The sequence below is a fragment of the Aromatoleum tolulyticum genome, from assembly GCF_900156155.1.
Lineage (GTDB): Bacteria > Pseudomonadota > Gammaproteobacteria > Burkholderiales > Rhodocyclaceae > Aromatoleum > Aromatoleum tolulyticum.
Genome location: NZ_FTMD01000002.1, coordinates 511992 through 523135 on the forward strand (window position 1 = coordinate 511992; position 11144 = coordinate 523135).

The window sequence follows — 11144 nt, forward strand, 5'->3', positions numbered from 1 at the left end:
TTGAGGACATTCCGATGAGCGACAACACCTACACACCGCCGAAAGTCTGGAAATGGGAAGCACCCAGCGGCGGCAAGTTCGCCAACATCAACCGCCCGATCGCGGGCCCGACGCACGAAAAGGCGCTTCCTGTCGGCAAGCACCCGCTGCAGCTCTACTCGCTGGCAACGCCGAACGGCGTGAAGGTCACGATCATGTTGGAGGAGCTGCTCGAGCGCGGTATCGCCGGGGCCGAGTACGACGCCCACCTGATCCGCATCACCGAGGGCGAGCAGTTCGGCAGCGGCTTCGTCGCGGTGAATCCCAACTCCAAGATCCCCGCCCTGCTCGACCGCAGCGTCACCCCGCCGATCCGCGTGTTCGAGTCCGGCTCGATCCTGCTTTACCTCGCGGAGAAGTTCGACGCCTTCCTCCCCAAGGGCCTGGCTGCGCGCACCGAGTGCCTGTCGTGGCTGTTCTGGCAGATGGGCAGCGCGCCCCTCCTCGGCGGCGGCTTCGGCCATTTCTATGCCTATGCGCCGGAGAAATACGAGTACCCGATCAACCGCTATGCGATGGAGGCGAAACGCCAGCTCGACGTACTGAACCGCCAGCTGGCCGAGCGGCGCTACATCGCCGGCGACGACTACACCATCGCCGACATCGCGATCTGGCCGTGGTACGGCGGGCTGGTGCTGAATCACGTGTACGAGGCGGCGGAGTTCCTCGACGCAAGCACCTACATGCATGTCCTGCGCTGGGCACAGGAGATTGCCCAACGGCCGGCCGTGCAGCGCGGCCGCAAGGTCAATCGCACCTGGGGCGAGCCGGGCGAGCAGCTGCACGAGCGGCACGACGCGAGCGACTTCGAGTACCGCACGCAGGACAAGCTCGCGACGGGCGAAGACGGCTGAGGGACGGCTCCGTCCGCGCCGCGCCGATCCGGCACATTGCCCGACACCGCCGACCGCCGGCGACGCCCGCTCAGGCCACGGCGTCGGACGTTTCCGAGTTGTTGCGCGTCCTTCGCACCGGCACCGCCTTGGGATCGCAGGTGATCGGACGATAGATCTCGACCCGGTCGCCGTCCTTGAGGGCGGCGTCCAGTTTGACGACACGCGCGTAGACGCCGACCTTCTGCACTGCGAGGTCGATGTGCGGGAAAAGTCCGAGAATGCCCGAACGCTCGATGGCAGCCTTCACGTTGCTGCCTTCGGGCAGTTCGAGCTTCAGCGACACCTGCTGCCCCGGTTCCGAATAAGCCACCACGATCTGCATCGACGACCTCCTTCAGCTTGCCGCCGCGGGCACGGACGCCACTGCGTCCGCACGCCGCCGGCCCTCGAACACGCGCTTCGCAGCGAGGAGCAGCCCGAGCACGGCGAAACCTCCGGGCGGCAGGATCATCAGCAAGGCGCCCTCGTAGGCCGGCACGCGCATTTCGAGGAACGCGAAGCTCGGGCCGAGCAACAGGCTCGCCTGCGCGAACAGCGTCCCCGCACCGAAAACCTCGCGGATCAGCCCGATCACGGTCAGCGCCAGCGTGAAGCCGAGTCCGGTCGCCAAGCCGTCGACGGCGGAGGCCGCGACGCCGTTCTTGCTCGCGAACGCTTCCGCGCGCCCGAGGATCGCGCAATTGACCACGATGAGTGCGATGAAGAGCCCCAGCACCTTGTACAGCTCGTGCGCCCACGCATTCAGCGCGAGATCGACGATCGTCACCAGCGTCGCGATCAGCACGACGAAGACGGGGATGCGGACCTGGGTGCTGACCACGTCGCGGATGAGCGATACGAGCATGTTCGACACGACCAGTACCGCGGTAGTCGCCAGGCCCATCGCGAGCGCGTTGGTGCCGGAGGTCGTCACCGCCATAGTCGGGCACAGCGCGAGCATCTGCGAGAACACGACGTTGTTCCCCCACAGCCCCTCGCGCAGGATGCGTGCGTGGCTCATGAGCGACCTCCCAGGATTTCGGCGCGCTGCGCCGAGAAGAATTCCAGCCCGGAACGGACCGCCTTCACCACCGCACGCGGCGTGATCGTCGCCCCCGCGAAGGCGTCGAACACGCCGCCGTCCTTCTTCACGGCCCATTGCGCAGGCACCGGTTCGGCGAGCGACTTGCCGGCGAAGCCGTCGATCCACGGCGACTTCGCGCGGTCGATCTTGTCGCCCAGCCCGGGTGTCTCTGCGTGTTTCAGCACGCGCACGCCGAGAACGCGGCCGTCCGCATCGACAGCCATCAGCAGCGCCACCTCGCCGGCGTAGCCACGCTCCGCCATACGGAAGACGGCGCCCACGGCAGCGCCCGCGCGACGGGCGACGTGCACCCGCACCGCCCCGCGCGCGCCGTCGACCTCCACCACATCCGCCAACAGGTCGTTGTCGGCGAAACCTTCGGGCATGACCTGCGCGAGGGTGTTACGCAGATCAGTCGCTTCGGCGGCGGCAATGGGCGCCTTCGTCGCACCATGCGCCCACGTCAGCGCAGCGCCGGCCAGCAGGGCCGACACGGCAAGCAGGACGGGCTGGTAGCCGAGCCGCTCGCGGATCGCGGCGATGCCGCCCGGGGTCTCTGGAACACTCATTCGGCACTCCCTTGCGTCGCCCGGATCGGCGCACCGCGCCGCGTCCGCCCCAGGATCCGCGGGCGGCAATAGCGGTCGATGACCGGCGTCAGCGCATTGAACAGCAGCACCGCGAAGGCGATCCCTTCGGGATAGCCGCCCCAGCTGCGGATGATCCAGGTCAACAGGCCGATGCCGATGCCGTAGAGCAGTTGCCCGGACGCCGTGTTCGGCGAGGTGACGTAGTCGGTCGCGATGAAGAACGCGCCCAGCACGACCGCGCCGGAGGCGAGATGCGTCGTCGCGGAAAGGTAGTGGCCGGGATCGATCGCGTGCGCCACCACGGCGGGCAGCGCAACGCCGGCCAATACGCAGACCGGGATGTGCCAGCGGATCACGCCGCGCGCCAGCAGGTAGAGTCCGCCCAGAAGCAGCAGCAACGCACCGGTCTCGCCGAGGCTGCCCGCGCGGACACCATGCCACGCCGCAAGCGCCCCGCCGGCCGCATCGAGCGCCTGCGCGAGGTCGATGCCGCGCGACAGCTCGGTCTTGGCATGGCCGAGGAGCGAGGCCGAGGTCACCGCATCGGGCACCGGCAGCGTCCCCAGCGTGATGTGCAGGCCTTCCATGAAACCAGGCGCACCCGCCGACCCGAGCGGCAGCGGCGCCACCCAATGGGTCATCGCCACCGGGAAGGACACCAGCAGCGCAACGCGCGCCACCATCGCCGGATTGAACAGGTTCTGGCCAAGCCCGCCGTACACCTGCTTGCCGATCGCAATTGCGATGACACCCCCGAGCGCACCGATCCAGCCCGGCGCCCACGGCGGCAGCGAGAGTGCGAGCAGCCAGCCGGTGAGCAGCGCCGAACCGTCCCACAGTCGGCTCTCGCAGCCGCGCAAACGCTGGCAAAACGCTTCCGTGAGCAGGCACGCCCCGACCGTGATCACGAACAGATGTACCGCTGGCCAACCAAAGAGCCAGAAGCCGAACAGGGTCGCCGGCAGCAGCGCCAGTTGCACGCGACGCATCGTGCGCCCGACGTCCGTTCCCGCATGGGCATGGGGAGCCGGCGCCGGCATGAATTGATCGCGACCGCTCATGCGCACACTCCGGATTCCTCGTTCGCGTCCTCGGCAACCTTCTCCGTGACCGGCGCCGACTGCTTGGCAGCCGCTGCGGCTGCCAGGGACGCGGCCGCGCGCCGGGCAAGCGCCTCGGCCTTGTCGCGCTCCTCGCGTTCGAGCCGCTCGGCTTTCGCCCGCGTGAGGGTGCGGATCGTTTCATTGCGCTGCGTGCCGCGTGTCCGCGCAGCGAGTTCGCCCTTCGCATGGTGGAAGTACTGCACCAGCGGGATGCGCGACGGACACACGTAGGCGCAGCATCCGCAGGCGATGCAGTCCGCGAGGCCGAAGCCCGCGGCCTTATCGACCTCGCCGACACGGACCCGTGCGGCGATCTCCAGCGGCAGGAGACCGACCGGGCACGCCCGCATGCAATCACCGCAGCGGATGCACGGACCGCCGTCGCCCTCGCCCACCTCCGCCGCATCGAGCACCAGAATTCCGCCCGTGCCCTTGATCACCGGCACTTCCAGCGTGGGTACCTGCATCCCGGTCATCGGCCCGCCCAGCAGCAGGCGCGCGGGGCCGCCATGATCGACGCGCAGCCCGCCGCAGAACGCGAGCACCTCCCCGGCGAGCGTGCCGATCGGCACTTCGACGTTCCCCGGTTCGCGTACGCAGGCGCCATTTACGGTGACGAGGCGCGACACCAGCGGACGCCCGAACCGGACTGCGTTGCGCACCGCCACCGCGGTACCGACGTTATGCACGACGACGCCGATATCGGACGGACGCCCTTCGGCCGGCACCTCGCGCCCGGTCAGGACCAGGATGAGATGCTTCTCCGAACCCATCGGATAGCGCGTCGGGATCACCTCGACGCGGATGCGCGCGTGCCCGGCAACGGCCGCCCGCATCACCGCGATCGCTTCCGGCTTGTTGTCTTCGATACCGATCCGCGCCTCGCGCGCACCGGTCGCGTGCAGCATGATCGCGATGCCGTCGACGGCCTCCGCCGCGCGGTCGCGCATCAGGCGATCGTCGCAGGAGAGGAAGGGCTCGCACTCGCTCGCGTTGATGATCAGCAGCTCGACGCGCGCGCCGAGTCCGCCCGAGAGCTTCACCGCCGACGGAAACGCAGCGCCGCCGAGTCCGACAACGCCCGCGCGCGCCACGCGCCGGCCGATCTCCGCCGGATCGAGCGCGAACGGATCGTCGCAGGCTTCCAGCTCGCACCATTCGTCGCGCCCGTCGCTCTCGATCGTGATCCCCCGCACCGGCAATCCGGACGGATGCGGCGCGACGATGTCGCCGATCGCGATCACGCGGCCGGAGGTCGGCGCGTGGATCGCCGCGGACACCGCGCCCTGCGGCTCGCCGATGCGCTGGCCCTTCCTGACGTGATCGCCCACCGCGACGACGGCGCGCGCCGGGCTGCCGATGTGCTGCACCAGTGGCACGTAAAGACGGGCCGGCGGCGGCATCACGCGCAAGGGTGCGTCCGCGGCGGGACGCTTGTGGTCGTCGGGATGCACGCCGCCGCTGAAACGCGCCGTGCGCAGGAATCGATCGAGAATACCCATGTCCTGCTCCTCCTCAGCCCCGCAACGCCGGTTTCGGCCAGAACCACTGCTGCAGCGTGACCGGCAGCGGCTGCATCACCATCGCCTCGGTCGGGCATTGATCGATGCATTGCGCGCAGCCGCTGCAGGAATCGCGCATCACGTTGTGGATCTGCTTGGGCCCGCCCAAAATCGCGTCGGTCGGACACGCGCGGATGCAGCGCGTGCAGCCGATGCAGATCGATTCGTCGATCTCGGCGACCAGCGGTCCCGGATCGTCCGCCCCGCCCAGATCGACGCTCACGCCCAGGCGCTGCGCGATGGTCACCGCGAGCGAACGCCCGCCGGGCGGGCAGCATGCCGGCGACGCCTGGCCCGCCGCGATCGCCGCCGCGGCGCCGGCGCAGCCGGGAAAGCCGCACTGGCCGCAGTTCGAGCCGGGCATCAGTGCCTCGATCTCCTCGACGAGCGGATTGCCCTCCACCTGGAAGAAGCGGTTGGCGAATCCGAGTACCGTTCCCAGCACCGCGCCGAGGATCGTGAGACTGAGGATGGCGGCAAGCATGATGTGATCTCCTCAGGCGGGGATGAGACCGGAAAAGCCCATGAAGGCGAGGCTCAATAGACTGATCGTGATGAAGGCCGCGGGGGCCCCGGAGAAGGCGGCCGGCACGCCGGCGAGCGCGAGGCGTTCGCGCAGGCCCGCGAAGATGAGCAGGACGATCGTGAAACCGAGCGCGGAGCCGAAGCCGAACAGCACGCTCTTCACGAAGCCGTAGCCCTGCTGCACGTTCAGCAGCGCCACGCCCAGCACCGCGCAGTTCGTCGTGATCAGCGGCAGGTAGATGCCGAGGCTCTCGTACAGCGCCGGGCTCGTCTTGCGAATCGCCATCTCGGTGAATTGCACCGCGGCGGCGATGACGAGGATGAAGCTCAGGATGCGCAGGAAGCCGAGGTCGAACGGCGCCAGCAGCCAGTGTTCGAGCATCCAGCTCGCCGCAGCGGCAAGCGTGATCACGAAGGTGGTCGCGAGCCCCATCCCCAGCGCGGCATCGACGCTCTTCGACACACCCATCGTCGGACACAGGCCGAGAAACTTCACGAGGACCACGTTGTTGATGAGCGCGGTCGAGAGGAGCAGCAGCAGATATTCGTTCATGCCACGCGCTCCTGGTTGCCGGTACTGCCCGAAAGCGCGCTCGCGTGGCGCAGCACCCGCGGCCCCTCCGCCGCCCGCGCACCGGCCCACCGCGCAAGCGCGAGGCCCGCAGCCAGACCGCCCGCCATCGCCACGGCGGTCATCGACTCACCGGCGCCCGCCATTTCCGCCAGGAGCGCGGCACCGAGCATCACCGCCAGCGGCAGCGCGTACGCCGTCAGCGCTGCCCGCGCCAGCGCGTCGTCGCGCAGACCGACAACGATCCTGTCACCGACGGCAAGGCGGTCGGCCGCGACCGGAACACAGCGCGCCGCGAGGCGCCCCGCCCTGCCGCCCCCCGCCGCGCGCGCGAGCGTCGCAGCCCCGCACAGCGAGGCCGACGCACACGCGCCGCATCCGCTACGGTGCTCGGGCTGAAGCCAGGCGACCTGCCCTTCGATGGCGACCACACGCGCCTCGGCTTCGACAAGTCGAAGTCCCCGGTCGTAGTTTTCCGCAGGAGAGTGATAGCCTTGGCTCATTGGTTGATATCAAACAGTTTCTTTTACAAACGATACAATTTCCTCCGGACCTTCGTCAATACTGTCACACGATAAATTTGCACATCAGGAACGGTTGATCCGCCAAAGTCCGGGCCGGCCGCGCTCATGCGGCCTGCGCTTCCGGCCTCTGTTCCACCGGATCCGGCTTGCACGCGAACCGGCTCGGTCGCGTGGCGCGACCCAGCGCCGTCCTCGCACAGTCCGGCGGACTTATAGGTCAGCGCGTTGCCTGAAATGCGGGATGGAATTGGACGCTGCCGTGAGCGGCAGCAGTGTCAAGCGATAGCGCAAGAAAGAACTCGGGCGGGACGCCCTCCAACACGAGCGCGGGACTGTTCGCAAAGCCGAAACGGGTATAGAACGCCGGATCACCGACGAGCACACAGCCGTTCGCGCCGATCCTGCTGAGCTCGGCAAGCCCTCTTTCCATCAGCGCCCGCCCGATACCACGGCCTTGCCACTCCGGCTCGACCGAAATCGGGCCGAGTCCATACCAGCCGACAGCTCCATCACTGATGCTTACCGGCGAGAGCGCGATGTGCCCCACGACGCGGCCGGCCTCTTCGGCGACGAGCGAGACTGAAAGCGCGTGATCGGCCCGCAGGGCGCGGATGATGAACTGCTCGGTTTGATGGCTGTATGGATGCGAGAGGAAAGCACGTCGAGTGACTTGCTCGATTGCCTCTTCGTCGGAGGGTGCTTCGGGCCGGATGGTTGTAGTCATGGCGTTAAAGATAAGCCCTCATGGCATCCTGAAGGCCATCGAGACGGTTCCCGTGGACGGCCTACGGACGCCGGACATGGTGGCGCCCCGCGACGATGGAGGCAGGAAGGGCCATCGCCGCCGCGTTGCAGGTGCTCTGAGCGGACGGAACCGGCCGGACGTGGGTAAGGTCCGGCCGACCGGGTTCAGTAGCCGTAGTCGGCGACTTGCCCGCCGATGATGCCGCCGACGACGGCCCCCACGGCGGTCGCCGCGACGCGGCCGCTGCCCCGGCCGATCTGGTTGCCGATGAGCCCGCCGGCTACGGCGCCGACGGCCTGACCCACGACGCGATCGCGCCGCTGGTCGTCGTATCGGCGGTACGAATCGGAGCGCTCCTCATAGTAAGGCTCGGGCGGGTAATACTCGGTGCGGCCCCGATACTCGACGCGCTCGCGATAGACGGGCGGAGGATCCCTATAGATCACGCGCGGCTCGCGGTAAACGATCCGCCGCTCACGGTAGACCACTCGCGGCTCGTCGTAGACATCCCGCTCGACGATCCGCTCGACGCGGTGACGTCGGTCGCAGTTTTCGTCGTCGTCCCAGTCGTGACCAGCCAGTGCATTGGTGCTGATCACCGTCGTGGCAATCAGAACCGGGATCCAGTACTTGACCATCGTAACCTCCACATGAAAGCGCTGCCGATGAGTTCATCAACGCGCGCCCTGCGGCGGCAGGTTACTGGCCGTTGTGTGGATTTGTAAGACGCCTGAATGGCGGCTCGCCGACCGGTTTCTGCCGGCGAGCCGTTTCCCGCTCATCACGTGACGATGAAGTCCCCTGCGTCAAGGGTCGGGGCGCCGGTCAGCGTCGCGACCTGAACGGCTGCGCCTGCTCCGTTGCCGTCGGCATCGTAGTACAGGCCGCCCGTGCTCGCGTTGTAAAGCACGTAGTCGTTGGCATCGGCGGCCTCGCCCGCGGCGCTGGCGACGAAGTTCGCAGCCGCAAGGCTGCCGGTCGCAGCAAGCTTCTTGAAGATCAGGTTCTCCAGCTGGATCGCGTCGCTCGTGCCGTCGAAGTCCGTCAGCGTGTCGATGTTGGTCGAGCCCAGGGTGCTTTCGAAGCGGAAGACATCCGCGCCCGCCCCACCTGTCAGCTCGTCGAGCCCAAGGCCACCGACCAGCATGTCATTCCCGGCGCCGCCCTGGAGCACGTCATTTCCGGCAAGCCCTTTCAGGGTGTCCGCACCGTCGCTGCCCGACAGACGGTTCGCCAGCGAGTTGCCCGTTCCGCTCAAGCCGGCCTGTCCCGTCAGCACGAGGTCTTCGACGTTCGTACCCAGGGTGTAGCCGATGCTCGACACCACCGTGTCCGATCCGCCCGAAACGCTGCCCTCGGAAACCGCATCCTTGATTGTGTCCACGATGTAAGTGTCATCGCCGTATCCGCCGGTCAACCTGTCCGCACCGGCGCCCCCGTCGAGCATGTCGTTGTAGGCGGTACCGGTCAGGGTATTGGCGCCCGCATTGCCGACCAGCGTCAGGCCGTTCAGGACTGCCGATGCATCGACATTCAGGGCCGTCGTGCCCGAGGTGTTTGCCGTGGCCTCGCTGCCGGTACCTGCGACGACCTTCTCGATGCCGGTGTCCGACGCATAGAGCTTCAATGTGCTCGCGGAAGCCGACGTGAAGCGGACTTCGTCCGTACCCGTCGTGCCCGTGTCGGAGATTTCCGCTGCGGGATGATCCGACGCGAGGTTGATCACATACAGGTCGGAGCCCTCCCCGCCCAGCAGATTGTCCGTTCCCACTCCGCCATCCAGCATGTCGTTGCCGTCGAGCCCGTACAGCGTGTCGCTCCCGCCAAGACCGGTGAGGCTGTCGTGGCCGCCATCGCCGTAGATCGCGTCGTTGCCGCTGGAACCGGTCAGGGTGAGATTCGGGATGGGCAGCACGGGGGCCGTGGCGAGACTATTGACGCTTTCCGTCGTACCGAAACTATCGACATAGCTGGCCGTGACGGAAATGCTCCTGCCCACGTCACTTGCGGCAAGCGTGTAACTGCTTTCCGTCGCGCCGGCGATTGCGGCACCGTCCACGCTCCACTGGTAGCGAAGCAGTCCGATTCCGTCTTCATCGGCCAAGTTGCTGGTCGCCGTCAGGGTCTGGCCCTGCATGGCGATTCCATCGATCGTGACCTCTCCGGTCGGCAGGTCGTTGATGTTCGCAACCGGAACCGTTGGCGCGCTCGCGATGCTTTCCGCAGCGCCGAAGCCATCCACATAACTCACGGTGACCGCGACGTTCTTGCCCACGTCACCCTGCTTGAGGGTGTAGCTGCTCTCGTTGGCACCTGCAATCGCCGCGCCGTCCACACTCCACTGGTAGCCGAGTGCGCCCAGGCCGTCGGCGTCCGCGAGGTTGTGGAATGCGGTCAGGGTCTGCCCCTGCACCGCCTCGCCCATGACAATAACCTCACCGCTCGGCAAATCGTTGAGGTTCGCGACCGGCGACATCGCGAAGCCGATCACGCTCACCTGCGTTCCGAAACTATCCATGTACGAGGCGGTGACGGTGATGGTCTTGCCCACATCAACCTGCGACAGGGTGTAGGTATTTTCGACCGCACCGTCGATCGCGACACCGTCGGCATGCCACTGGTAGTGGATCTCGCTCATACCGTCCGCATCCGTCAGGGTATTGGATGCAACGAGCGTTTCACCCTGCACCGGCGCACCGCTGATCGTGACCTCTCCGGTGGGCGGATCATTGACGTCCGTCACGGCCATCATCGAGATCATTTGTGCGTTCCACACCGTGCCGTCACCGAACTGGATCTCCTGGATCGTGTCGGGCGCAAAGCGCAGTTCGTCGTTCGTTCCGACAATACGCAGAATATATTGTTCGGACTGCGGGCTGCTGAGGAAGGGGTCGAAGGTACCGGGTCGATACAGCAACGTCACCTGACCCGGGTCGATGGTGGGCGCGGTGATGATGCGGCTCTGTACCGACCAAGTAGCGGGCCCGTCCAGGATGATGTCGGAGCCGCCGCCGGCGGCGAGCACGTAGGTGTCGGCACCGGCGCCGCCGTCGAGGCGGTCATTGCCCGCTCCGCCGTCGAGCACGTCGTTGCCGCCGTTGCCCTGCAGCTGGTCGTCGCCCGCGCCACCCAGCAGCACGTCCTGCCCGTCCGTGCCCCACAGCCAGTCGTTGCCCGAGCTGCCTTGCTGCAGCTGCGTCTGCATCGCCGCCTGGTCGATGGCGAACTGGTCCCACACCGTGCCGTCGCCGAACTGGATCTCCTGGATCGTGCCCGGGTTGAAGCGCAGCTCGTCGTGCGAGCCGAGCAGGCGCAGCACGTACTGCTCGCCCGTCCACTGGCCGTACTGGTCGTAGCCGCCGGGCTCGCGCACGAGCATCACCTGGCCCGGGTCGACGGTCGGGGCGGTGACGATGCGGTTCTGTTCCATCCAGTAGGCGCCACCGTCCATGATGGAGTCGGAGCCGCCGCCGGCGGCGAGCACGTAGGTGTCGGCACCGGCGCCACCGTCGAGGCGGTCATTGCC

General features: G+C 67.4%; 12 protein-coding genes. 1 reads left to right on the plus strand and 11 read right to left on the minus strand.

Annotated features, from left to right (window positions below; all coding sequences use genetic code 11):
• Window positions 1–14: 14 nt before the first annotated feature.
• Window positions 15–893 (plus strand): glutathione-dependent disulfide-bond oxidoreductase, encoded by an 879-nt coding sequence (yghU, locus tag BW991_RS04970; RefSeq protein ID WP_076600956.1) that lies wholly within the window; start codon window positions 15–17, stop codon window positions 891–893.
• Between the two features lie 70 nt (window positions 894–963).
• Here the strand turns inward: yghU and BW991_RS04975 are convergent, their stop codons facing one another.
• From BW991_RS04975 to BW991_RS24330, 11 genes are all read right to left on the minus strand, one after another.
• Window positions 964–1257 (minus strand): RnfH family protein, encoded by a 294-nt coding sequence (locus BW991_RS04975; RefSeq protein WP_076600957.1) that lies wholly within the window; start codon window positions 1255–1257, stop codon window positions 964–966.
• Window positions 1258–1269: 12 nt separating this feature from the next.
• Window positions 1270–1935, minus strand: a complete 666-nt coding sequence (locus BW991_RS04980; RefSeq protein ID WP_076600958.1) for an electron transport complex subunit E — start codon at window positions 1933–1935, stop codon at window positions 1270–1272.
• Window positions 1932–2567 (minus strand): electron transport complex subunit RsxG, encoded by a 636-nt coding sequence (gene rsxG / locus BW991_RS04985; protein ID WP_076600959.1) that lies wholly within the window; start codon window positions 2565–2567, stop codon window positions 1932–1934. The genes BW991_RS04980 and rsxG overlap by 4 nt, the downstream gene beginning before the upstream one ends.
• Window positions 2564–3649 (minus strand): RnfABCDGE type electron transport complex subunit D, encoded by a 1086-nt coding sequence (locus BW991_RS04990; protein ID WP_076600960.1) that lies wholly within the window; start codon window positions 3647–3649, stop codon window positions 2564–2566. The genes rsxG and BW991_RS04990 overlap by 4 nt, the downstream gene beginning before the upstream one ends.
• A complete protein-coding gene (gene rsxC / locus BW991_RS04995) occupies window positions 3646–5193 on the minus strand; it encodes an electron transport complex subunit RsxC (RefSeq protein WP_084204961.1) in 1548 nt (515 codons plus the stop codon). The genes BW991_RS04990 and rsxC overlap by 4 nt, the downstream gene beginning before the upstream one ends.
• A gap of 13 nt (window positions 5194–5206) precedes the next feature.
• Complete coding sequence (locus BW991_RS05000) at window positions 5207–5737, minus strand: RnfABCDGE type electron transport complex subunit B (RefSeq protein ID WP_076600961.1); 531 nt, start codon at window positions 5735–5737, stop codon at window positions 5207–5209.
• A 12-nt stretch (window positions 5738–5749) separates the two neighbouring features.
• Window positions 5750–6331 carry an electron transport complex subunit RsxA gene (gene rsxA, locus BW991_RS05005; RefSeq protein WP_076600962.1) on the minus strand — a complete coding sequence of 194 codons (582 nt, stop codon included), beginning with the start codon at window positions 6329–6331 and terminating at the stop codon, window positions 5750–5752.
• Window positions 6328–6852 carry a SoxR reducing system RseC family protein gene (locus BW991_RS05010; protein ID WP_076600963.1) on the minus strand — a complete coding sequence of 175 codons (525 nt, stop codon included), beginning with the start codon at window positions 6850–6852 and terminating at the stop codon, window positions 6328–6330. Before BW991_RS05010 ends, rsxA begins: the two co-directional genes overlap by 4 nt.
• 238 nt (window positions 6853–7090) lie before the next feature.
• The gene (locus BW991_RS05015) at window positions 7091–7597 is read right to left on the minus strand and encodes a GNAT family N-acetyltransferase (RefSeq protein ID WP_076600964.1); all 507 of its coding nucleotides are present in this window, start codon (window positions 7595–7597) and stop codon (window positions 7091–7093) included.
• 185 nt (window positions 7598–7782) lie between these two features.
• A complete protein-coding gene (locus BW991_RS05020) occupies window positions 7783–8256 on the minus strand; it encodes a glycine zipper 2TM domain-containing protein (RefSeq protein ID WP_076600965.1) in 474 nt (157 codons plus the stop codon).
• Between the two features lie 143 nt (window positions 8257–8399).
• A partial coding sequence (locus tag BW991_RS24330) for a calcium-binding protein (RefSeq protein ID WP_483188940.1) occupies window positions 8400–11144 on the minus strand: 2745 nt, incomplete at its 5' end.

What these genes read in the sequence shown, in the direction of transcription:
- yghU (WP_076600956.1), top strand. Translation starts at nt 15, where the DNA reads ATGAGCGACAACACCTACACACCGCCGAAAGTCTGGAAATGGGAAGCA.
- BW991_RS04975 (WP_076600957.1), bottom strand. Translation starts at nt 1,257, where the DNA reads ATGCAGATCGTGGTGGCTTATTCGGAACCGGGGCAGCAGGTGTCGCTG.
- BW991_RS04980 (WP_076600958.1), bottom strand. Translation starts at nt 1,935, where the DNA reads ATGAGCCACGCACGCATCCTGCGCGAGGGGCTGTGGGGGAACAACGTC.
- rsxG (WP_076600959.1), bottom strand. Translation starts at nt 2,567, where the DNA reads ATGAGTGTTCCAGAGACCCCGGGCGGCATCGCCGCGATCCGCGAGCGG.
- BW991_RS04990 (WP_076600960.1), bottom strand. Translation starts at nt 3,649, where the DNA reads ATGAGCGGTCGCGATCAATTCATGCCGGCGCCGGCTCCCCATGCCCAT.
- rsxC (WP_084204961.1), bottom strand. Translation starts at nt 5,193, where the DNA reads ATGGGTATTCTCGATCGATTCCTGCGCACGGCGCGTTTCAGCGGCGGC.
- BW991_RS05000 (WP_076600961.1), bottom strand. Translation starts at nt 5,737, where the DNA reads ATGCTTGCCGCCATCCTCAGTCTCACGATCCTCGGCGCGGTGCTGGGA.
- rsxA (WP_076600962.1), bottom strand. Translation starts at nt 6,331, where the DNA reads ATGAACGAATATCTGCTGCTGCTCCTCTCGACCGCGCTCATCAACAAC.
- BW991_RS05010 (WP_076600963.1), bottom strand. Translation starts at nt 6,852, where the DNA reads ATGAGCCAAGGCTATCACTCTCCTGCGGAAAACTACGACCGGGGACTT.
- BW991_RS05015 (WP_076600964.1), bottom strand. Translation starts at nt 7,597, where the DNA reads ATGACTACAACCATCCGGCCCGAAGCACCCTCCGACGAAGAGGCAATC.
- BW991_RS05020 (WP_076600965.1), bottom strand. Translation starts at nt 8,256, where the DNA reads ATGGTCAAGTACTGGATCCCGGTTCTGATTGCCACGACGGTGATCAGC.